Below are 22,483 nucleotides of genomic sequence, written 5' to 3'. Positions count from 1 at the left end.
AACTAGCGAAATAAATAAACTAGATGTGCTTGAATTTGTACGGCGCGATTGTAGTTTTTTCAAAGGAGTGGAGTATGAGTGCTACATTGTTGATGGTTGATAAATGGGACTGGATGTCGATTTTTTACGGTGTTATTGCATCTATTATCTTTACGGCTTTGTTGAAGTGGGGCGGCGTGTTAAACACCCTAAATAGAATGTTTAAGCTATATCGAGGCACAAAGAAATATCGAAAGAGGCTTCGCGATGAATGCAGTTCTTTGATTGTAATCGGTAGAAGAAGTGGCTTCGCTATTGCAGATGTATATGTCGATTTGGATATTTCTAGATCCGATCTTAATCAGGCGGATGGCGGCGCTAGGAGCAGGCCAAATCGATCATATGTTTTGGTAGGTGGGCCCGGGGCAGGAAAATCGACCACTGTAAAAAATATAGTGCTCCGTAAATTAAATGAAAGTGGTACTCTACCATTTCTTGTAAGGCTTAGAGAGTATCATGGGTATCAAAGTATTGAAGAGTGTCTGGTTGGAAAACTTAAGGATGCTGGCATACCTGATCCCGAAGTTTTTCTAAGAGCGGAGCTTCAAAAAAATGTAACTTGTGTCTTGGATGGGCTGGATGAAGTTAGGCCGCATCTGCGAGATGAGATATATGATCATATAAATCAATTTTACAATAAGTATTTTGTAAGTGGAGACTCCTTTGCCAACTTGATCGTTAGTTGTCGTAAAGAAGCGTACAGAAATATTCCTCTGGATCTCCCGGAAATATGGGAAGTGCGCCCTCTAACTGACGAGCAAATAAAACGCTTTGCCGAAAAGTGGCCTTTGGATTATCCAAAAGAAAAATCTAAAGATACTTTTTGGAGAGATCTAGGTGCAGCCAATAAAATTCTTGAATTGGCCAGATCTCCGCTATTGCTAATTGGCGGATTGATGCAGTACACAGAATCGAATCAAGGTATACCAGAAGAACGGTTTGAATATTTGAGGCGGGTTGCGAATTGGCTTGTTGGAGATTGGGCGGCAGCGCAGGGACACCCTCCGGATCCCAACCGTCCAGTGTACGATCGAATTCTTCCTAAGATTGCGTTCCATATGCAAAAGAATGAAGCTTCAGAATTGCGTATCTCTGATTGTGTTGCTTTACTTGAAAATTGGCTGCCGACCTTTGGTTTCAACGCAGATGATGGGTTGTCCTTAATTGATAGTATTGCGACCAAGACTGGTATTCTTGTTCGTGAGGGCGGTAATAATGTCGTATTCGCTCAATTTAGCCTTCAGGAGTATTTTGCCTCATTAGATGTTATTAGTAGTGTGGGCGCGTTGGGTGTTTCGACGCTTAGTCCAGTATCCTGGTGGCGAGAAACAATATTATTAACAGTAGCTCAGCAAAGAGATCCTAATGAGCTACTAGAGGCCCTGTTTCTGAGCTCACCATTGTTGGCGGTTTCGGCAGTGTCCGAATGCCCCACGCCTTCTATCGCGATGCAGGATAAGGCAATTGAAGTGTGCTTATCCTCTATTGATGCAGTTGATAAGGCTGCCGGTGGCGCTGCTGTAACCCTTTTGCGCAAGGTTAAAGGGGGGCAGGAAGGGTTATTGCTGACGGAGCTCGAAAAGCGTTTAGGGTATAAATGCGTTAATAACGAAATTTTGTCCTTAGTCGGGCTGTCTCTAGCAACAGCCGGTACTCCGCAGGCGACAGCTGTACTGGCAAAGCATCCTGAGGTTTGGGACGCCTGTTTGAAAGAAGTAGGCTACCTCAGTACGAGCTTTGAAAATTTACTTGTGGAATGGATTGAGAGGGGTAATTTCGAACAAAGTACGAGGGCGATCGATATGATTGCCTCAAGACTTTCCGTCGATCGAACAAATCAGTTATTGAAGCTACTTCCCTCTCTAAATAAGGAGCAGTCGGAGTATTTGGCTTCCTCGATATTAAATAAGGTTCTTGATGAGGAAGGGCTGCTGTATGGTAGTGGCGGGGTTGGTGGTATTTATTCGGTGATAAGTGGCTGTGTTCCTTATATACGGGATGATGAATTGTTAGATAAGGATGAATCCGCCTCAGCTGATAGTCGGCGTTATTCATATATGACAGGGTTTAGAGTTCTCGCCAAGAGAGTTTTAATGGTTTCCAAAAAAGATGGAGGGAAAAGTTCTTCGCAACTACTTGAGTTGATATGTAATGCGGAAAAATGGTCTTCCTCCTGGGGGCGGACTTCTGTTTTTGTCACGGCCTGCTTATCCGTTCTGCTATATTTTTCTCGAGATTTAGGTTTTTCCTATATTGGCTTTTTTCAAGGGTTGGTGATGTTCACCTTCCTCATTGTATTATCAGTTCCGGCTAATGCTCCGCCTTGGTTAAGTCAGCTTGGTTTCAGGGCGACCGCTGCTCCATCGGTATTTTCGAATGTATTTGTATTCATGCTAGGAGGGCTTTCTCTATATGCTATTGGCTACAGACAGGCTCAGGATGACTTTAAAGTTTCTTCGCTTTTGTACCTTATTCCTGTGCTAATGATTATGTCGAGCTATATGATAAATGAAAGACGTCGAATGTTTCTGGTGCGGTATACTGAAAGTCGGCGAAATAAACTTCTGTCTTGGTCTGGTTCCATATATGTTTCGTGCATTCTGCTTTTTGCAGTTGCGAATAAATTCTTCCCGGAAAGTTATTTTTTCAAGTTGCTCTTGGTTTTGATTAGCGGGGGTTATCTGTGCTTTCTAATTTTTTCGTCCTTAAGGTTGTTTATTGATTGGCGCACTTTGAAAGTGGAGGTAAGTTGAAGTTCGTATAAGTGGAAGTAAGTAGGGTTGCTCTGTTGTTTTGGTTGGGTTTCTCTTCGGTACCATATTTTGAAGGCTCTGAGGTCATGCCATTAGGATTCGTACCTTTAGCCAGGTCGCACTTTGTCGAACGGCATCAGGAGACAATCCGTGAGGCGATTGAAGAACTAGCTCCGTATTATTCGAGCCGGTTTGGTGTCCAGCCAGAGCGCGCAAGACAATAGGCACTGCACGCGGTAAGTGCAGTTTTCTCCCGGGCTTACGACCGCCTTGATATGGTATGAGAGTAGATGAAGCACATAGGGGCACATGCGGTTCGAAACTGAAGGAGATCACGGCATTTTGAGTTTTTCAGTTCTTGACTACGCAGGTGTAGGTATCTGTGTTAGGGAGGGAGCAGGCTGGCTCTCGGAGTGGGCGGCTGAAATTGGCCGAAAGCGCTCAGGTGATTGATCTGACTCTCTACTACTTTGGCTTCGTAATGAATTTTTGCAACCTTATTTTAGGAAAAAACAGATGCGATAATCAGTTCCGCAACCCAAATGATACCTCTTGGCCCGCCTGGCTTACAGGCCTCTGAGACTCACGACAGTGCGGAACTGATTTTTAGTCAACTATCTGTTACATAGGGAAAAATCTGTGGATTGCAAATCCGCCTACGCCGGTTCGATTCCGACCTCGGCCTCCACTCTTAGAAACCCCGTAGATTAACGTCTACGGGGTTTTTTATTGCCTGCGATTTTGTCATCGCTTCCGCAATTTTTCGGATCACTTCCGCAACACTGCCATTTTTCGGGAAATTCAAGACGCTGTTATCGGTATGCCTTTCCTCGATTGGACGTGGGATTGTGCTCAAGACTAAGGAGCCTAAGCGTCCACTAAAGGCCAGAAGCGATCATCCGGCAATGCCTACTACATGCAATCGGCCATCGATTCCGGCAATCTCGGCGGTGTCGAATCCACCTAGGGGCCCAGGTGCGAACCGATGCCGCTAGGCAGGGAAACAGCACAGCTTCCCGATAGGTTAACTCGGCCGCGCAGAGTGCAAGGTGTCGCACCGGAGCACACGGCCGCCGCGCATCGCGTGCCATACGTTCTCCATCGTCTTGGCGCCGTTTTGGTACCGGCAATATCTACATGGCCATACAACCGGGGCGATAGGTCTATGGCATGCATTGTCGTTTAGCCATGACCTCGGCTTTCCGGAGAAGCCTGTTGTAGTAGGAATTTTCCTATCCAGTTCCCTATATCCCTACCACCTAGTAGGGATCTTCTGATGGTAGCGGCAGTGTCATTAGGCCATCCTTTCAATCCAGTCGTCGAGCTGCAGATTCATCGGTGATGACTGTCCGTATTAAGACGGGCAACGCCAACCCCAGCTTGGATGTAGCCAAGTGCTTGCTGACGGTTACCTCTATTTCTGGCGCCTGCCAGAAACCGGATGGCAGTGACCGTTCATCGGGATTAAATAATGTCATTACGACATCTCGCCCATATAGTTGTACAAGACTTGTACAAGATTAAGTATTTGTACAAGTTTCGGCTAGCCAAGAAATAACACCGCTACCCGTTGCTGTTGAACAAAAGAATACCTGCGCAGGATGCGGACCAAGGGCGAATAGATGCCCTTGCAGGTGCCTCTAATTGCTCCTCCCATGACGCAGGTACATCATATGCCATCGCACACTCCCCGGCTCTCGACACGGACCAGTCTCTATGCCGGCTATGCCAGCCTGCTCGCGTTTATGTTGCTGATCGCCGCTATCTCGCTTTACGCCCTGGCTAACAGCAATAAGGACTTTTTCGTCTACGTTAATGGCGTTGATGCACGCACCCGCCTAGCCAACACACTGAACGACGCCGCCGCCCAGCGCGCGATTGCCCTGCGTAACATCGCCTTGAACAGCAATGTCACCGCGAGAGAACAGCAGCGGGGCGCTATTGCCGTCAACGAACAAATGGTGGCCAGCAGCCTCGTCGCGCTACGCCAGGCAATTGATAACCATGATGATGTGTCGCCCAAAGAGCGTGAACTGCTTTCAACCTTCGAGCAGGTCGAGAGCCGCTACAAACCGGTAGCGCACAGCATTGCCGAACACCTGTTCAAGGGTGAAAACGATGAGGCTCTGCGCATGGTCAGCGAGCAGTGCACACCATTACTGGCCGAGCTGACACAGGCAATTGGCGAATACCTGCGCTACACCAACCAGAGGGCAGACCTGCAGGTCAGCGAAAATGACGAACGCTATCTGTCACAACGCAACCTTCTACTGGCCATTACTGCGCTGGCCGTCTTACTAGCAGCGGTACTGGGTTACGTCATCAGCCGCAACCTGCTGCGCGCGCTGGGTGCCGAACCGAGTGAACTCAACCAGCTCGCCCAACGGGTTGCCAACGGCGATTTGCGCGCTAGCGAGCGCACGATTGAGCCACCACAAGCCAGCATAATGGCCGCCCTGCTGAGCATGCAGGAGAACCTGCGGGACATGACCAAAGGCATAAACCTGTCCTCACAGACCGTGGCCGAATCCAGCCAGGAGCTTAGCCAATCGAGCCTGAGAAACGCCGAAAGCGTGGCCATGGCACAGTGCGAGGTCGAGCAGATCGTCACCGCCGTTCACCAAATGGCCGCCACCGTGCAGGATGTCGCGCGCAACGCCGAATCCGCCGCCAGTGCCGCCAGCGAGGCCGATAGCGCGGCCCTGTACAGCCAGCAGAAGGCCAAAGATGCCGTCAACATGATCGACGAACTGGCCGAGACAATCGAACAGTCCAACATGGCCATGGGCCGGCTGAAGAATGAAACCGGCAATATCGGTGGCGTGCTTGAAGTGATCAAGTCGGTCGCCGACCAGACCAACCTGCTGGCCCTCAATGCAGCCATCGAAGCTGCCCGTGCTGGCGAGGCCGGACGCGGCTTCGCGGTGGTAGCCGACGAGGTGCGCAGCCTGGCACAGCGTACCCAGAAGGCCACCTCAGAGATTGAGGGGCTGATTGCCAGTCTGCAGAAAATTGCCGACGAGACCTCGCAGCATATGCAACGCTGCAAGCGCTCCAGTGCGCAGTCGGTGGCCGGCGTTTCCGAGGCCGGTGACGCGGTAAGCACGATCGTAACCATGATCGAGCGGATCAATGGAATGAACCACCAAATCGCCGCTGCCGCAGAGCAGCAGAGTACCGTTGCCGAGCAGATCAGCCGGGGCATCGTGACCGTCAGCGAAAGCGCCGAGCAATCCGCTGCAGCCTTCCGCAGTGCTCAGAAGGAAAGCGAAGGACTGGCACGCACCAGCGTGACATTGCGAGAGAACATCTCGCGCTTTCAGCTCTAGGGTCTGTTGCCGTTTCATCGCGAGTCGCGTTGCTGCGAGAAGTGGCCCCCGGTTAGGCGCAGGACACAGGTAACGGTCCGAGTCCTGCAATAACATCGGGGGGCATTTTCCTCGCAGCGTTATGGGCTGAACCCAACTTCGCAATACCTGTAATTTTTGAACGTCTGCTTTTGGCCGTTTTCTACCTATCGTAAATTTCGTAGCACCGGATCATTTCGTAGGCTTAACAATTTCACCGACTCGCCGATAGACCTTCTTGGTCATTTCTTCTGTGGAGTGACTTAGTAGGCAGCTCGCGTGAGTCAGCGCTATCTCGCTAGCAGCGTTAGGCCGGATATCCTTGAATTGGAATTGCCGAATGCTAGCAGCCAGCGCGGGGTCACCCTCAGCCGCGGCTTTGATCGCCGCCTTCTCCCGTGCGTCGTCCCACCGGTTGCGCAACATCTGCTGTCTCATTCGAAGTCCAGACGTATTGGTGATCAAGGTCGATATCCGAATACCTTTGATGACTTTAAAGGGGGAGGATTTTCTGACAGGTAGCGATTTAGAAACGCTATGCTTCGGTTTTTAAGGAAGTGAGGAACATGGATGTCCAGCTCGTTTCACGCCTTCGGGTTTATCTTTCTTGCTAGTGGTGCAAGTCTTCTTCACCTATGGCTTATCTGCAGGGTGATGGTTAGCAGCCTCGGCGGATTTAAGAGAGCCTTGTTACTGGTGGCACTGTTACTTGCTCCGATATCTGCTCTTACAGCCGGGCACGGTTGGTGTGGAAAGCTCATCTTTCCAGAGGACATTGAGATCAGTTCAGACTAGGGTTTGCACGGGCGCAGGTCGGCGGGCATCGCGGACGTCGGCGAAGTTTAGGCTGGGCAGCCGGTCGTGAGTCACTCAGGTAAATCCGTTTCGCGGGAGTCCGGGTCATTTCCGGGCGGTGGGCGGATTGAGTTGAACTGCTGCTTCCTCCAGGTGCCGAAATAGCACCATCCAGAGGACATAGCAATGACTGAAGAAAAGAAGAAAGAACCTGAGCAACAAACTCCAGCGCACTCCACTGAGGAAGAACGGGAGCGCCTGAAGGACTTCAACAAAAACGGCATTCCGCCTGGCACTTGCTGAGTATTACGCGATCCGTGCCGGAAGCTCATCGGTGCGCCGGTGGAGCGGCACGACTGTCAGCGCTTAGGTCTACGCTGAAGACCGGGCGTAGGACAACCCTTATGGCGCTTCAGCTTCCACCTGTTTTGGCTGAGCTCGTACGTATGTGCCAAGCATCCAAAGGACACAGGTAATCAGGGCTGTAACCAAACCTACAGCCAGGCTGCCTATTGCCACGCCGATGTCATAGGCCGTCATGAGCCCCGTAAAAAATACCAGTACGGCGCTTAAGCTTATTTTAGCCGTCACGATTCCAGATAAAATTGACGCGGCGAAAATCGGTATCGAGAGTGCAATGCGTATCCATTTACTTGCTTTGTTCACCGAGAACCTCCTTGTTGGGCTGAGTCGTTCGCTGCATGCTAAAGCCTACCCGCGACACATCCAATTTTGCAGCTTTTCCTGAATATGGTTTCACCAAAACCGCCTATGAGGCGGTTTTTTATTGCCTGTGATCGGGGGGCGCAATGTGCTCCTTTACGGAACAAGGCTATCGTCGAAGTCTTCCCGTTCGATGGTTGTGTAGGCCTGCTCGCGAATGCCGCCTTCGGAATAGGTGCAGAGTCGACTTGTTGCTTTCTTTCCCGGTAGACGCACGACGATGCCCTCGCTGAATTCGGGGTCGTTGGGTTCTCCTGGGGTAAAGTTTGTGCGCACCGTACGGTCGAAAACGGCGTAGGTTACGCCATGATTGGTGAAGCGCAGGTGTGCCTCGGCGCCACCTGAGTAGCCCGTAGAGCTGAGCCAGAAATGACCATTCGGTGGACTCAGCTTCTCGGGGTAGCTCAATTCAATTTTGCCGGGCGTACCAAATCGGTATTGCACATAGCCTGTTGTCGCTGAGAAGCCGGGCGATGCACACACCGAGATCATCTTCGGGCCGGAATCGCATCCGAATAATAGCGTTTCTTCCGTCGAACATAGAAAACGCTGCTCCGACGTCCCCGCGAGCGCGTCGAGCGCTATGGCACCCATCGTCAGGAAGCAAAGGCCTTTTAGCATCGTGACTTTAATTCCCATGAGGGTGTCCGTTTTATTCGATGGAAATTTATCAGCATTTGTTCTGTGCTGTCGCAAACGCAGGATTTGGGCGTACGCCTTCATGAGCCAACAGAGCTATTCACCCGGCGCCCGCCATCCCAAGGAAGTGTGTCGCAGTCAACAGGCCTGTGTAAACGTAATATCCCCACGCCTACACAGCCGCCGTAAATCATGCAATCAAGGCGATTCGCTCATTGTTTCACGAATAAAGTCAGCGATCTTCGGGTTGGACAAGCGTGCAATCAAGACGCCTTGACTGACGACGCCCAGTTGCACAAACCCTCTTTTGGGATGTTTGACGAATACAGGGCCACCGGAGTCGCCGCTGTCCGGTATCAAGCCGTCAGCCCCCACACAGAAGGTGTTTTGCAGGTTCACGTTTGGCGCGAGTGATGTGCACAGTGCGTCCGTCATTCTGGGCAAGCGTGCGCGCTGCAGATGGTTCGGATATACGTCGGGGGCTGGGCTGCGCGCCGTGTTTCCCCAGCCGAGGACGGTGGGGCGCTTGATGCGATCCTCAAGCCCTTCTTCGCGTGTCACCGGCGTGATGGACGGGATGTCGGTGATGTCGTGATCGAGTTTGAGCAGCGCGACATCAAGGGTCAGCGAGCGCAGGAATTCAGGGTGAACGGCGATTTGTTGTACGCCGACGGTATGGCCCTGCCGTGTATTGCTCAACAGGGTGCGCCCGAGGATCACCTCGACGTCACCCGGTTGCGTGTTAACCAGGCAATGGGCCGCGGTCAGTACCCATCGAGGTGCGACCAAGGCCGCGCCACAACCGTGACGCTCCAGCGACGTCGTGCCTGACGCTTTGAATTGGAGCGAAGCCATAAACGGGTAGCGCCCATCCTGCGCATCCGCGCCGCCCACGATGGCGAAAGCGGCCATTGGAACTGTCAGCAGGGCGACGACACAGGCTTTTCGCAGGAAGCGGGTTATCGGTTGTAATGCGGAGTAACAGCTACTGTCGAGCATGGCGACCTCTTCAAGGGCTATTGGGAAGAGGTCAAGTAGTCCACGGGCGATGACACCTGCAAAATGAGAAGAGGGCTAAAAAGTTGAGCGATGTTTCTGTGGTTGGATAGCGAAACGTGGACAGAGTCCCCGCACTGCTTATGATCACAGCTGAATCGGGCGATCGTCAGTCCTGACGATCCTCTTGTCTTTGGCCTCATTCGCATAGGCGCCAATTTTTTCCTGTTGCGCCGCCAGCAGCGTGCATATTTTCATCAGCGTCATGGCCTCATCCGGCGTCCTGCCGCTGGCCGCGATAGCGGTCAATTCGACCACCGACCAGCCAATAACCGCCGCCGCATCTTCCAGGTCGTAAAACAATTCCTGCTGGGCAGTCCTGGGCCCATCGAGCCCTTGTATCAGGTCGTCCATTCAGCCCTCCAACCGCTTCAGTTCAAAACCCAAGGCGTTCATCCCGATTTCGGTCAAGTCCGTGTGCTCGACGAGGTAGTGCGTCTTCCACGCCAAGCGTGTGTAAATGCGTCACTTGCCCCCAGTCACATCCAGAAACGTCCCAGTAATAAACGACGCCTCTGCACCGGCCAACCACAGCACGGCCCGCGCCACCTCTTCGGGTTCTCCTCCGCGGCCCATCGGGATACTGTCCTTGACGCGATCAACGCGCTCAGGTTCTCCGCCGCTGGCGTGCATTTCTGTGTAGATGTGCCCCGGACGTACGCAGTTGACGCGTATGCCTTCGCGCGCGACTTCCTTGGACAGCCCGATAGTGAACGTCTCCAGGGCGCCTTTTGACGCGGCGTAGTCCACATACTCATTCGGGCTGCCGAGCCGGGCGGCTCCCGAGGATACGTTGATCACGCTGCCGCCTTTGCCGTTGTGACGAAACGACATGCGTTTGACGGCTTGCTGCGCACACAGCATCGGGCCGATGGCATTGATCGCAAAGATGCGCTGAATGCGGGCGACGTCGAGGTCTTCGAAGCGCGATTGCAGCCCAATGATTGCGGCATTGTTGACCAGTACGTCGATGCGGCCAAACGTCTCGTCGATGGTGGCGAACAGTTGAGCGACTTGCTCCGGGTCTGCACTGTCGGCGCGTATGGCCAGGGCGCGTCGTCCTACTGCTTGTACGTCCGCCACTACGCCGAGTGCGGCGGCCTCGTTGTTGATGAAGCTGATGGCGACGTCGTAGCCCTGCGCCGCCGCGAGCCGCGCTGTTGCGGCGCCGACACCTCGGCTTCCGCCGGTGATCAGGATCAGGGGTGCTGAAGAGACGGTATCCATTTCTTGAACCTTTTATGAGTGGGGGAAGGTCAGCCAATAAGGATCGTGCCGGTGGCAATGACAACGCACGCCAGCACTTTACGGACAGTCAGTGACTCGCCCAGGAAGAAATAGCCGATCAAGGCCGCAAACACCACACTGGTTTCGCGCAGGGCCGAGACGGCTCCCATGGGCGCTTCAGACATGGCAAAGATGACGATGCCGTAAGCCAGGAGCGAGACGAGCCCACCCATCAAGGCGGTGACGAAGCCCTGGCGTGGGGTGAACAGGCTGCGTGCGTCGCGCAGGCCGATGTACACCAGTGGCATCAGTACGCCCCAAAGTGCACACATCCATGCGGTGTAGGCCAGGGGTGCGCCGGACAGCCTTGCGCCGATGCCATCTGTCACGCTGTAGGCCGCTATGAAAAATCCCGTGCCCAAGGCGTAGGGCAAACTGGGGACGGCCAGCTTGCGTTGCTTGAAGGCCAGCGAAATGATGCCGCCCGATACCAATGCGATGCCCAGCAGGGCACTCGTGCCTACGGCTTCACCCGCAAATGCCAAGGCGAACAGCGTAATCAGAATGGGTGAGGAACCACGGGCAATCGGGTAGGTTTGCCCAAGGTCGCCCATCTTGTAGCTGCGCACGAGGAACAGGTTATAACCCACGTGCAGGACGCCCGACAGGACCGCGTAAGGCCAACTCGCCGCGGCGGGTGATGGGAGACTCAGGGCAATGCCAGTACTGACGATGGCAACCGCCAGGCACATCACGGTCATTGACCACAGCCTGTCGTTGCCGGCGCGCAACAACGCGTTCCAGCTTGCGTGCAAGAGGGCGGCGAAGAGAACGAGTAACACAATCGGAAAAGGCATGCGCCATGTTAAGCAACACAGTGACCTGACGGAAGTCAGTTGTTACTCATGGCGTGACGGCACGTTGTACCGTCACGCATACAAACCCTACCATCAGGTTACACGATAGCCGTGACGCACTTCTCCTTGCACTGTCATATCAAACGAGAAGTTAATCTCGTCAAGTAAGAGAGTGATGTCATGAAGTTGAAGTATCTAACCAAGGCGGCTGTTGTCGTCGCGCTGTTGTCGAGCTTGTCGGGCTGCTGGATATTCATGCCGCCGGGTGGTGGTGGCGGTGGGCACGGTGGCGGGCATGGTCAGGGCGGTGGCCCAGGCCCGCGTTAAATCATCAGCGCCGCAGGCAAGTCATGAACAATGGCTTGCCTGTTTTTTTTCCTGCGATAAACCCCAGGCAAAGAAAAGCCCGCGTGGGGAGCGCGGGCTAAAAGGATGTTCATTAGGAGCTGGGTCCACCATAGAGCGTCATCTGTGAAAGGTTTGTGAAAGCGTTGGCAAAAAAGTGTATGCCTCAATCGTGCCGTGGCTGTACGGGGCAGGGGGCTCAATAACCCTCTACTGTCGCAGGCATACCCCCCGTTTGGATGCCGCATCATGTACATGTCTAGCAGTCTGTTGTCAGCGTTCGTGCTGTTCGCCTTTGTGTCTTCGATCACGCCAGGGCCCAATAACACCATGCTGCTCGCCTCGGGGGTGAATTTCGGGTTCCGCCGGTCGATGCCCCATGCGCTTGGGATCAGCATCGGTTTCATGGTGCTGGTGATCGCGGTGGGCCTTGGCTTGGGCGAGGTGTTCAAGGTGTTTCCATGGGCCTACACGCTGTTGCGCTACGTGGGCGCGGCGTACCTGCTGTACCTGGCGTGGAAAATCGCGACGGCGGGCGGCCTGTCCGACAGCAACGATGAGCAGGGCAAGCCCATGACCTTCCTCGGCGCGGCGGCGTTCCAGTGGGTGAACCCCAAGGCCTGGATCATGGCGCTCGGGGCCATCACCACCTATACGCCGGCTGAAGGCTATGTCACCAATGTGCTGGTGATTGCGCTGGTGTTCGCCGTGGTCAACTTGCCCAGCGTGTGCGTGTGGGTCGGGTGTGGCAGTGGCTTGCGCAGTGTATTGCGTGAGCCGCGCTGGCTAAGACTGTTCAACGGGTCGATGGCCGGTTTGCTGGTGCTGTCGCTGTACCCGATGCTGTTTGCCGGCTGAGTGTCAGACCGGCGAGATGGTCGCCAGCAAGCCAATGCCGATGGTCAACACCAAAAAGCCGAACAGGAAAAGTGCCATCTTGGCCATAAGGCCTCCGCAGAGTGGGTAGGGAATGGGGCCATTGTCCGCCTCACCCGCATTTCAATACAGGCGCAGATAGCAAAGAAAAAACCGTATCAGATGGCCCGACCCCTGTTCTGCCACGGGCTTTGAGCGTTTGCGGTTTTCTCAAGATCAGTGCCTGAGACAGCCAACGCGTTTCCCCCTAAGATGGCGCCCACTGCATCAACAATAAAAGTGGGCCAACCCTCGATGGAAAGACGTCAATTCAGCGGTGGCATGAAAGGCAAGAACCTGCGCTACCTCAATGAAACCCAGCAGCCAGCATCGGTGACCCGTGTCGGCTTCTTGCTGCTTGAGCACTTTTCCCTGCCTGCATTCACCCAGACCCTGGACACCCTCGTCACCGCCAACCTGCTGCGTCCGGAATTATTCGCTTCGCGCACCTTCGGCTGGGACGATGGCGAAGTCAACAGCGACCTGGGCCTGGTGATCCGCCCCGACGCACGCCTCGACGTGGCGGCCCTGCAAGACCTGGAGTTGCTGGTGATCTGCGGCGGTTTTCGCACTGAACTCAAGGCGAGCGAAGACTTCATCCACCTGCTGCGCAACGCCGCCGAACACGGCGTCGGCCTCGCCGGCCTATGGAACGGTGCCTGGTTCCTCGGTCGCGCCGGCCTGCTGCAAGGCTATCGCTGCGCCATTCACCCCGAACATCGCCCGGCCTTGGCGGAAGTGTCCAAGGCTGCCCACGTCACCAGCGAACCTTACGTGATCGACCGCGACCGCCTCACCGCGTCAAGCCCCTCCGGCGCCTTCCATATGGCGCTGGACTGGATCAAGGGCTTGCACGACAAAGCCCTGGTCGAAGGTATCGAAGACATCCTGGCCTTCGAAGAATCCCGCTACCGGCGTATCAAACCCACCGAAAACGTCAGCGTCAGCGCGCCCCTGCGTGAAGTCGTAAAACTCATGGACGCCAACCTCGAAGAGCCCTTGGAACTCGACCAGTTGGCTGTCTACGCCGGCCGCTCCCGCCGCCAGCTTGAGCGGTTGTTCAAGGAACAACTGGGCACCACGCCGCAGCGTTACTACATGGAACTGCGTGTCACCGAAGCACGCCGGTTGCTGCAACACACCGAGCTGTCTCAGGTGGAGGTGCTGGTGGCGTGCGGGTTCGTCTCACCGAGCCATTTCAGCAAGTGCTATAGCTCGTATTTCGGATATCGCCCCTCCAAGGAGAAGCGGTTGGTCAAGTAGAGTTATGCCTGACTCATTTTTTTCAAGGAAGACCTATGCCTCTTACACGTTTGGATCGTTATCGCGGCAGCTTATTGGGCCTGGCGTGCGGTGATGCAGTGGGCACTACCGTTGAATTCATGCCACGCGGCACATTCACGCCGCTCACCGATATGGTGGGGGGCGGGCCGTTCACCCTGAAGCCGGGGCAATGGACTGACGACACCTCAATGGCGTTGTGTTTGGCGGAAAGCTTGGTGCGTAAAGGTGGGTTTGATCCCGCCGACCAGATGGGCCGGTATTTGAACTGGTGGAAGTGGGGCTACTTGAGCTCCACGGGTGATTGTTTTGATATCGGCATGACCGTGCGTTCGGCACTGGCGGCTTTTGAGGCGCACGGTGATCCGTTTGCAGGATCTACTGACCCTTTTTCCGCGGGAAACGGTTCAATGATGCGTCTCGCGCCGATCGTGCTGTTTTACTTTCCAGACCTTCGGCGCGTCGACGATTTTTCCCGTCAAAGTTCCCGTACGACCCATGGCGCCCAAGAGGCAATCGAGTGCTGTGTGGTGTTGGCGCGGGCAATCAGTAACGCCTTGAATGGGGTGCCAAAGGAACAGCTAGCGACCGTCTCAAGCGCCGGTCTTTCTGCGCCAAAGGTTGTGGCAATTGCCCAAGGCGAGTATCGCAACAAAACTCGGGAGCAGGTCACCGGTTCCGGTTACGCCGTGGCGTCGCTGGAGGCTGCGCTTTGGTGCGTACTGAACACAGACAATTTCGCAGACGCTGTGTTGGCAGCCGCGAACCTGGGCGATGACGCCGACACCACCGCTGCCATCGTCGGCCAATTGGCCGGTGCGCATTATGGGGTGCAAGGTATTCCGGCGGGATGGCTGGAAAAGCTCTGGATGCGGGAGGATATTCAGGAAATGGCTGATGCCTTGTTCAAGGTTTCTACTGAACAACGCGCCAATCAAACGGACACGTATCTATAGATACACACGTTTAAATGTGTGCGGGCTTGCTCGCGAATGCGGTGTATCAGTCACAGCGTCAATCACTGACCCACCGCATTCGCGAGCAAGCCCCACATTTGCACTGCTTACACTCCATGAATTGTTGTCGGCAATTGATTTTTTAGAATCGGTCCAGGCGATAAGCCTCCAGTGCCGGTGCTGCCGCTCCTCGATTCGCGCTCGCCAACTCCCCAACCAACTCCGCCGTCACCGCCGCCTGCGTCAACCCCAAATGCTGATGCCCAAACGCAAGCAGCACTTTCCCGTCGCACACCCGGTCAATCACCGGCAGCGAATCCGGCAACGACGGCCGGAACCCCATCCACGGCGTTGCACCTTCCGCACTCAGGTCCTGCCTGAACAACCCTTTGCTCAACCGATGCAACTGCCAGGCGCGCGCCATATTCGCCGGGCGGTCGAGGCCGGCAAATTCCACGGTGCCGGCCAGTCGCAGGCCGTCGGCCATAGGCGTCATGATGAATTTGCGTTCCAAGGAGGTGACGGCAAACGGCAGGCGCTGCTGTTCGTGGGGCAGCATGAGGTGATAGCCGCGCTCCGTGTCCAGCGGGACTTTTTTACCGGTCAGTGCAGCGGTGAGTTTGGCTGAGTGGGCACCGCAGGCGACCAGCACCTGCCGTGCGGCGAGCGGGCCTTGGTCGGTGGTGAGTGAGACGCCGTGTTCTTCCACGCGTCCATCCAGCACCTGGCGCTTCAGGAATTGCACGCCACTGGCCTTGGCTGCCTGGACCAGCTCGCACACCACTTGGTAGGGGTCCAGGAAGTGCCCGGTGCTGGGGAAAAACAGCCCGCCTCGGATGTTGTCGCTCAATTGCGGTGCAGCCTGGCGTATCGCGTCGCCGGACCAGAACGCGACGGGCACCTGTTGCGCGTGCATACGCTGTTGCAAGGCATCCAGGGCGTCCCGTGAGTCCGCCCGTTCAAACACCAGCAGCGAGCCCTCTTCACGCAACAACTCCGGGCGCCCGATGCTATGCAGCAGGCGCTGCCAGGCGCCCAGGCTGCCCTCGTTGAGCACGCGGATACCCGCGACCGTGCGCTGATAGCTGGCCGGGCGCAGGTTCAATAACAGGCGCAGGAACCAGGGCAGGGCGCGCGGCAGGTATTTCCAATCCAGGCGCAGCGGGCCCATGGGGTCGAGCAGCATGCCGGGCAAGCGTTTGAGGATCGACAGGTCGGCAATCGGAAACACCTGTTCGGTCGCCAGGTGCCCGGCGTTGCCATAGGAAGCACCCATGCCGGGTTCCTGCTGGTCGACCACCACCACGTGCCGGCCCTGACGCGCCAGTTGCAGTGCACAGGCGACGCCGATAATGCCGGCGCCGACCACTACGATATCGGGATCGGACATGGCCTACGCCTCTCTCTGGCCGTCGAGCAAGCGCCGCAGCAATAACGGGTTGCCGTGCTGGAGCGCGCCGGGCAACAACGCATCGGGGAAATCCTGATAGCACACCGGCCGTAAGAAACGCTGGATGGCTGCCGTGCCCACCGACGTGCTGCGCGAATCCGAGGTGGCCGGGAAGGGGCCGCCGTGGACCATGGCCTCACACACTTCGACCCCGGTTGGCCAGCCGTTGACCAACAGGCGCCCGGCCTTGCGTTCAAGCACCGGCAGCAGGGCCTTGGCGTTTGGCAGGTCGTTTTCGTCCAAATGCAGGGTGGCGGTGAGTTGGCCTTCCAGGTGTTCAGAAACCTGTCGCACATCTTCGGGGTTGGCGCATGCAACGATCAAGGATGCCGCGCCGAAGACTTCGGCTTGCAGCGGTTCATTGGCCAAGAAATCGCTCGCCTGCGTCACGAACAAATGCGCCTGTCCTTGGTTGGGACCGGTGGCCGCCGGACCTTTCGCAACAACCTTGGCGTGTTCAGTCAAGGCGCCCACACCTGAAGCGTAGGCACTGGAAATACCGGGCGTAAGCATGGTCTGCGCTGCACAGTTCGGCAGTAGATCAGCCGCCCTGCGGATGAAGCGATCCAGATCCGGCCCTTGTACCGCGATCACCAGTCCTGGGTTGGTACAAAATTGTCCGGCACCCTGGGTCAAGGAGGTTACAAAACCTTGGGCCAGTGCCTCACTCCGAGCCGCCAACGCCGCCGGGAACAGGTACACCGGGTTGATCGAGCTCATTTCCGCATACACCGGAATCGGCTCGGGCCGTGCCTGCGCTGCTTGCGTCAGCGCAAGCCCACCGCTGCGAGAGCCAGTAAAGCCGACGGCCTTGATGCGCGGGTCGGTAACCAGCGCAATACCGACCTCACGGCCCGAGCCGTACAGCAGCGAAAACACGCCCTCGGGTAAGCCACACGCTTTCACCGCTTGCGCCACTGCCCGGCCCACCAGCTCACTGGTGCCCGGGTGAGCACCGTGGGCCTTGACGACTACCGGGCAACCGGCGGCCAGTGCAGAGGCGGTGTCGCCACCGGCCACGGAAAACGCCAGCGGAAAGTTACTCGCGCCAAACACGGCCACCGGGCCCAACGCGATGTGGCGCTGACGCAGGTCTGGCCGTGGCAGTGGCTGACGCTGCGGCTGCGCCGTATCTACCCGCACATCCAGCCATTCCCCGGCACGCACGGTGCGGGCAAAGATGCGCAGTTGCCCGCAGGTGCGGCCGCGTTCGCCTTCAATGCGCGCACGGGGCAGGCCGGTTTCGGCAACGGCGCGTTCGATCAACTCATCGCCCAAGGCTTCGATGTGTGTGGCGATGGACTCAAGGAAGGTCGCGCGGGCCTCCAGTGAGGTTTCGCGGTAGAGATCAAAGGCCGTCCACGCCAATGCGCACGACTGCGCGACATGTTCGCCGTCGCCGCCCAGGTAGGCGGGCTCCAAGGCTGCGTTGGTGGCGGGATTGATCGCCCGGATCGCATCGCGATTGCCGCAAATGAGTTGCTGACCGATCAGCATCTTGCCCGTCAGAGTCATGGAATCGTCCTGGAAAAAAGGTGGGGTTGGCCGCTGCGAGAACCACAGCGGCGCGTAAGGGGTCAGGCGACGTTCTGTTCTGCCGACCAGTTGGCGTACCACTGGCGGAACAGCGCGTACTGATGCTCGGCGTAACGGCGCTGGGCGTCGCTGAGGGCGTCGGTCTCGTTGAAGTGCAGGGCGTAGCCCTTGTCGCCGTTGAGCACCATCAAGTGCTTGTAATACAGCACCAGGTCGCAGCCTTCATCGAACGATGACAACACTGCCAGCGCGGCTTCCAGTTCACGGGCCTGGCGGCGGGCCTTGGCATCGCCCTTGGCGGCTTTTTTGCTCAGTGCCACCAGTTGCAAGACTTCCCGAGGCAGTGCATTGCCGATACCGGTGATGGCGCCGGTGGCGTTGCAGTTGACGAAGCCGTGCACCACCTGGGTGTCGACGCCAACCATCAGCGTGACGTTATCGTCCTGGGAGGTGATGTGTTCGGCTGCGTAGCGCAGGTCGGCACCGCCACCGAATTCCTTGAAGCCGATCAGGTTCGGGTGTTCGCGGCGCAGTTCGAAGAACAGGTCGGCGCGGGTGGCAAAGCCGTAGTACGGGCTGTTGTAGATCACCGCCGGCAGGTTGGGCGCAGCCTTGAGGATTGCCGAGAAGTGCGCCTTTTGCGCGGTGGCGGAGGCGCCTCGGGACAGGACGCGCGGGATCACCATCAGGCCATGGGCGCCGACTTTGGCAGCGTGGGCCGCGTGCGCTACCGCCTCACGGCTGTTCACTGCGCCGGTGCCAACGATAGTCGGCACGCCCGCCGCCACCAGGCGTGCCACACCTTCCTGGCGCTCGGCCTCGGTGAGCAGCGGCCAGTCGCCCATGGAGCCGCAATACACCACGGCACTCATGCCGATATCGATCAACTCGCGGCCCTTGGCGACCAGGGCGTCGAAGTCCGGTTTGCGCTCAGCGGTGCACGGGGTCATCAGGGCGGGGATGCAGCCGGTGAAGATGTTGTCGCTCATTGTTCTAACTCCTGGAGTCGTTCAGTTGAATACGGCCGGGGCTCAGATGCCCCAGGCAAAAGGGTCGCGCTCGTCGATCAGCAAGGTGCTGTCGGCGGTCATGTAGGCGCTGCCGGTGATGAAGGGGCGGATACGCTCGCCGTCCCATTCGTAGCGCGCTTCGAATTGGCTGCCGGTGATGCTGGCTTGTGTCCAGGTTTCACCGGGCGCGAGTTTTCCATCGGCGGCCAGGCAGGCCAGCTTGGCGCTGGTGCCGGTGCCGCAGGGTGAGCGGTCGTAGGCTTTGCCGGGGCACATCACGAAGTTGCGGCTGTCGGCCAGGTCGTCGTCGGCGAACAGTTCGATATGGTCGATCAGCGCGCCGTCTTCACCCTGGATGCCCTGGTCTTCAAGGGCCTTGAGCATTGCCCAGGTGTAATCGGTCAGCGCGTCGACGTTGTCCATCTGCAACGTCTGGCCGTGCTGCGACACCAGGAAAAACCAGTTGCCGCCCCAGGCGATATCGCCGTAGACCACGCCATGGCCCGGCACGTCCACCGGCACCCGTTGGCGAAAACGGTAGGCGGGCACGTTGCGCAGGGTCACGCTGGCGTCCTCGTGCAAGGTTGCCGCAACCGGGCCGACCGGCGTGTCGATGGTATGTACGCCGGGCTGGATGCGCCCCAAGTGGTGCAGGGACGCGACCAGGCCGATGGTGCCGTGGCCGCACATGCCGAGGTAACCGGCGTTATTGAAGAAGATCACCCCACACACCGCGCCAGGGGTGACGGGCTCGCAGTACAGCGCACCGACCAGTACGTCATTGCCACGCGGCTCCAGCAGGCAGGCGCGGCGCCATTGATCGTGCTCGGTGCGCAGGTGCACTCGTTGTTCGGCAATGGTGTCGCCGTTCAGCGCAGGGAAGCCGCTCATGACCAGGCGCGTCGGTTCGCCGCCGGTGTGGGAGTCGATCACATGCAATCGTTTCATAAAACGCTCCAATCAATGGGTGGCCGGGGTGAGCGGGGCGTGGGTGTGGGGCTCGTCCACCGTCTCGCTTTCATCGTCTTCGGTCTCCAGGCGTACCAGGTGCGCTGGTACTCCGGTGGCAGCCCCCCAGTAGTAAATGCCCAGTGCGCAGACCGCGACTACCGCAGTGTCAAACGGATGGCTGATGACACCGATTCCGCCAAAACTGCCGAGCTTGGACAGCAGGATGGTCACCGCGTAAAAGCCGATCAGCCAGGCTGAAGAGCGCACTTGCTGTTTGAGATTGAGGTGCGCGGTCGGCACCCAGCGGGCACACAGCAGGTACACCACGAACATCAGGATTTGCAGGCCGAGCAGCCAGGAAACGGTGCTCCAACCGGACCAGTACACGATCAACGCGGCGATGATGAACGACAGCGGGCCGAGCACCGCCATGCCTTTGACGCGGAACGGGCGCGCCATCTCTGGTGCATTGCGACGCAGCGCGGCGACGGTGACAGGGGCGACCGCGTAGCTGAGAATCAGCGCCGCGGACACCACATTGATCAGCGCTTCCCAGGACGGAAACGGCAGGGTCCAGAACACCGACAAGCCAAAGGTCAGCCACAGTGCCGGGCGCGGAATGCCGGACTTCTCATCGATACGCGTGAAAACCTTGAAGAACGTACCGGTCTGCGCCCAGCCATACACCACCCGTGGGGTAGCGTTCATGTAGATGTTGCCGCAGCCGCTGGGGGAGATCACCGCATCGGCTACCACCAGGTACGCCAACCAACCCACACCCAGCGCCAGGGCGATATCCCGATAAGGCAGCGCCAGCTCCTTGCTGATCCCGGCCCAGCCGTTGGCGAGCATTTCCGTGGGTACGCCACCGAGGAATGCGGTTTGCAGCAGCACGTAGATAGCGGTCGAGAGCAACACCGAGAGGATCAACGCAATGGGGATCGTACGTTGCGGGTTCTTCACTTCACTGGCCACCGAGATGATCGGCGTAAGCCCCAGATAGGCAAAAATCACCCCGCCGGCCGACACCGCCATCTCGATGCCCGACAGGCCAAACGGTGCGAAACCCTGGACCTGGAAGTTCGCCGGCTTGAAGAAGGTGAACAGCACGCCAATCACCAGCAACGGCACGATGAACTTGAACACGCTCACCAGGTTATTGGCGATGGCAAAGGTTTTTACGCTGCGGTAATTGAGCACGAAGAACAGGCAGAGCAGGGCGAATTGCACCAGCCAGCCCAGGGTGGTCGGGTCGCTTGAGCCGACCTTGGTCAGCTCGGGAAACCACGCCGCGGCGTATTGACGCGAGGCAACCACTTCGATGGCTACCAGGCTCGAGAACGCGATCAACGTGATAAAGCCCATCAAATAGCCCAGCAGCGGGCCGTGGGAGTAAACCGGGTAGCGCACCACGCCGCCGGCGCGGGGCAATGCAGCGCCCAGTTCGCAGTACACAATGCCCAGCAGCAGCACGGCGAAACCACCGATAAGCCAGGAAATGATCCCCGCAGGGCCCGCGATTGCAGACACGTGACTGGCCGCGAATAACCAGCCCGAACCAAAGATGGCGCCCAGCCCGATAAAGGTGAGGTCCATCAATGAAAGTTGTTTCTTGAACTTGCCTTGACCTGACATAGCGTCGCCTTCTTGTGAGTTATTGGATAGGCATGCAGTGGCCCTACAGTGAACTCATGAACGGCGGCGCGATTGATGTTTTTTACCGGCATCGATGACGAAATCAGCACAGTTTGCACCGCTCGACAGCGCCCTGGGCATCGGGCAATCTGCTACGCATCGAGGCAATTTTCGGGGGAGGGGGACAGTCATGATGCAGAGCGCGTTTGCGACCCTTTGCCAAGGGAGCGAGGCGAATCGCCCCCACACCATCGAGCACTTATTGGCCGGTGTGATGCAGCTATTGCCGATGCTGGATGTGATTCCCAATGCGGCGATTTTCATCAAGGACACCCAGGCCCGTTACGTCCTCGCCAACCGCACCCTGGTGCAACGCTGCGGCCTCAAACACCTGCAACCGCTGCTGGGCAAGACCAGCGCTGAAGTCTTCCCCGCGCAATTGGGACCGGGTTACACCGAACAGGACCGGCGTGTGCTCGAGCAAGGCTTTGTGCTGGAAGACCAGCTTGAATTGCACCTGTACGGCACCCGCGAACCCGGCTGGTGCTTGACCCACAAGTGGCCGCTGTACAACCACGCGGGCGAGATCATGGGCCTGGCGGGTATCTCCGTGGACCTGCAAACCGCCAGCGAAAGCCACCCGGCCTACCAACGCCTGGCCGCCGTGGACGCGCACATCCGCGCGCACTTCAACCGCCGCGTCACCCTGGGTGAGCTGACGCGCATCGCCGGGATTTCAGTGGCGCAGCTGGAGCGTTACTGCAAACGCGTGTTCCACCTGACACCTCGGCAAATGATCCAGAAAGTGCGCCTGGAGCACGCGCATCGGTTGCTGCATACCGACATGCCGATTACCGAGGTTGCGTTGCAGTGCGGCTATACCGACCACAGCGCGTTTACGCGGCAGTTCAAGGCATCGACGGGGTTTACGCCGAGGCAGTATCGGGAAACCCGCTAAGTATCTAGAC

At 57.2% G+C, this 22,483-nt stretch carries 18 protein-coding genes; 7 read left to right on the top strand and 11 right to left on the bottom strand.

Annotated features, from left to right (window positions below; genetic code table 11):
- Nucleotides 1-74 precede the first annotated feature (74 nt).
- Nucleotides 75-2,792: an NACHT domain-containing protein gene (locus BFP95_RS04935; RefSeq protein WP_065909397.1), complete on the top strand. Its 2,718-nt coding sequence runs from the start codon at nucleotides 75-77 to the stop codon at nucleotides 2,790-2,792.
- 1,673 nt (nucleotides 2,793-4,465) lie between these two features.
- The gene (locus BFP95_RS04930; RefSeq protein ID WP_065872970.1) at nucleotides 4,466-6,121 is read left to right on the top strand and encodes a methyl-accepting chemotaxis protein; all 1,656 of its coding nucleotides are present in this window, start codon (nucleotides 4,466-4,468) and stop codon (nucleotides 6,119-6,121) included.
- 1,215 nt (nucleotides 6,122-7,336) lie between these two features.
- Here BFP95_RS04930 and BFP95_RS04915 read toward each other — a convergent pair.
- The 6 genes from BFP95_RS04915 to BFP95_RS04890 form a co-directional block, all read right to left on the bottom strand.
- The gene (locus tag BFP95_RS04915; RefSeq protein WP_065872973.1) at nucleotides 7,337-7,600 is read right to left on the bottom strand and encodes a hypothetical protein; all 264 of its coding nucleotides are present in this window, start codon (nucleotides 7,598-7,600) and stop codon (nucleotides 7,337-7,339) included.
- 153 nt (nucleotides 7,601-7,753) lie between these two features.
- A complete protein-coding gene (locus BFP95_RS04910; protein ID WP_139114569.1) occupies nucleotides 7,754-8,296 on the bottom strand; it encodes a hypothetical protein in 543 nt (180 codons plus the stop codon).
- Between the two features lie 198 nt (nucleotides 8,297-8,494).
- Nucleotides 8,495-9,295 carry a S1 family peptidase gene (locus BFP95_RS04905; RefSeq protein ID WP_083224196.1) on the bottom strand — a complete coding sequence of 267 codons (801 nt, stop codon included), beginning with the start codon at nucleotides 9,293-9,295 and terminating at the stop codon, nucleotides 8,495-8,497.
- 144 nt (nucleotides 9,296-9,439) lie between these two features.
- Nucleotides 9,440-9,706 carry a hypothetical protein gene (locus BFP95_RS04900; protein ID WP_065872976.1) on the bottom strand — a complete coding sequence of 89 codons (267 nt, stop codon included), beginning with the start codon at nucleotides 9,704-9,706 and terminating at the stop codon, nucleotides 9,440-9,442.
- A gap of 111 nt (nucleotides 9,707-9,817) precedes the next feature.
- Nucleotides 9,818-10,579 (bottom strand): SDR family oxidoreductase, encoded by a 762-nt coding sequence (locus BFP95_RS04895; protein ID WP_065909393.1) that lies wholly within the window; start codon nucleotides 10,577-10,579, stop codon nucleotides 9,818-9,820.
- A 29-nt stretch (nucleotides 10,580-10,608) separates the two neighbouring features.
- Nucleotides 10,609-11,436 (bottom strand): DMT family transporter, encoded by an 828-nt coding sequence (locus tag BFP95_RS04890; protein ID WP_065890931.1) that lies wholly within the window; start codon nucleotides 11,434-11,436, stop codon nucleotides 10,609-10,611.
- 180 nt (nucleotides 11,437-11,616) lie between these two features.
- On the opposite strand from BFP95_RS04890, the gene BFP95_RS29760 reads away from it, so the two are divergent.
- The 4 genes from BFP95_RS29760 (at nucleotide 11,617) to BFP95_RS04875 (ending at nucleotide 14,933) form a co-directional block, all read left to right on the top strand.
- Nucleotides 11,617-11,763 (top strand): hypothetical protein, encoded by a 147-nt coding sequence (locus BFP95_RS29760; protein WP_175402973.1) that lies wholly within the window; start codon nucleotides 11,617-11,619, stop codon nucleotides 11,761-11,763.
- Nucleotides 11,764-12,030: 267 nt separating this feature from the next.
- Nucleotides 12,031-12,639 (top strand): LysE family translocator, encoded by a 609-nt coding sequence (locus tag BFP95_RS04885; RefSeq protein WP_065872979.1) that lies wholly within the window; start codon nucleotides 12,031-12,033, stop codon nucleotides 12,637-12,639.
- Nucleotides 12,640-12,978: 339 nt separating this feature from the next.
- Nucleotides 12,979-13,959 (top strand): GlxA family transcriptional regulator, encoded by a 981-nt coding sequence (locus tag BFP95_RS04880; protein ID WP_065872980.1) that lies wholly within the window; start codon nucleotides 12,979-12,981, stop codon nucleotides 13,957-13,959.
- A 35-nt stretch (nucleotides 13,960-13,994) separates the two neighbouring features.
- Nucleotides 13,995-14,933 carry an ADP-ribosylglycohydrolase family protein gene (locus tag BFP95_RS04875; protein ID WP_065880571.1) on the top strand — a complete coding sequence of 313 codons (939 nt, stop codon included), beginning with the start codon at nucleotides 13,995-13,997 and terminating at the stop codon, nucleotides 14,931-14,933.
- A 142-nt stretch (nucleotides 14,934-15,075) separates the two neighbouring features.
- Here BFP95_RS04875 and BFP95_RS04870 read toward each other — a convergent pair whose 3' ends face one another.
- From BFP95_RS04870 to BFP95_RS04850, 5 genes are all read right to left on the bottom strand, one after another.
- Complete coding sequence (locus BFP95_RS04870) at nucleotides 15,076-16,323, bottom strand: NAD(P)/FAD-dependent oxidoreductase (RefSeq protein ID WP_065872982.1); 1,248 nt, start codon at nucleotides 16,321-16,323, stop codon at nucleotides 15,076-15,078.
- A 3-nt stretch (nucleotides 16,324-16,326) separates the two neighbouring features.
- Nucleotides 16,327-17,898 carry an aldehyde dehydrogenase (NADP(+)) gene (locus tag BFP95_RS04865; RefSeq protein ID WP_065880569.1) on the bottom strand — a complete coding sequence of 524 codons (1,572 nt, stop codon included), beginning with the start codon at nucleotides 17,896-17,898 and terminating at the stop codon, nucleotides 16,327-16,329.
- 62 nt (nucleotides 17,899-17,960) lie between these two features.
- Nucleotides 17,961-18,908, bottom strand: coding sequence for a dihydrodipicolinate synthase family protein (locus BFP95_RS04860; RefSeq protein ID WP_065872984.1), 948 nt, complete (start codon nucleotides 18,906-18,908; stop codon nucleotides 17,961-17,963).
- A 42-nt stretch (nucleotides 18,909-18,950) separates the two neighbouring features.
- The gene (locus BFP95_RS04855; protein WP_065909391.1) at nucleotides 18,951-19,877 is read right to left on the bottom strand and encodes a 4-hydroxyproline epimerase; all 927 of its coding nucleotides are present in this window, start codon (nucleotides 19,875-19,877) and stop codon (nucleotides 18,951-18,953) included.
- Nucleotides 19,878-19,889: 12 nt separating this feature from the next.
- A complete protein-coding gene (locus tag BFP95_RS04850) occupies nucleotides 19,890-21,515 on the bottom strand; it encodes an APC family permease (RefSeq protein ID WP_065872986.1) in 1,626 nt (541 codons plus the stop codon).
- 190 nt (nucleotides 21,516-21,705) lie between these two features.
- Here BFP95_RS04850 and BFP95_RS04845 point away from each other — a divergent pair, with 190 nt between their 5' ends.
- The gene (locus tag BFP95_RS04845) at nucleotides 21,706-22,473 is read left to right on the top strand and encodes an AraC family transcriptional regulator (protein ID WP_175405793.1); all 768 of its coding nucleotides are present in this window, start codon (nucleotides 21,706-21,708) and stop codon (nucleotides 22,471-22,473) included.
- Nucleotides 22,474-22,483: the final 10 nt, after the last annotated feature.

It is taken from the genome of Pseudomonas sp. 58 R 12, from assembly GCF_900005865.1.
In the GTDB taxonomy this organism is placed as follows: domain Bacteria; phylum Pseudomonadota; class Gammaproteobacteria; order Pseudomonadales; family Pseudomonadaceae; genus Aquipseudomonas; species Aquipseudomonas tritici.
Note: the sequence above shows the minus strand (reverse complement) of the source record. Positions and strands in the feature narration are given on the sequence as shown.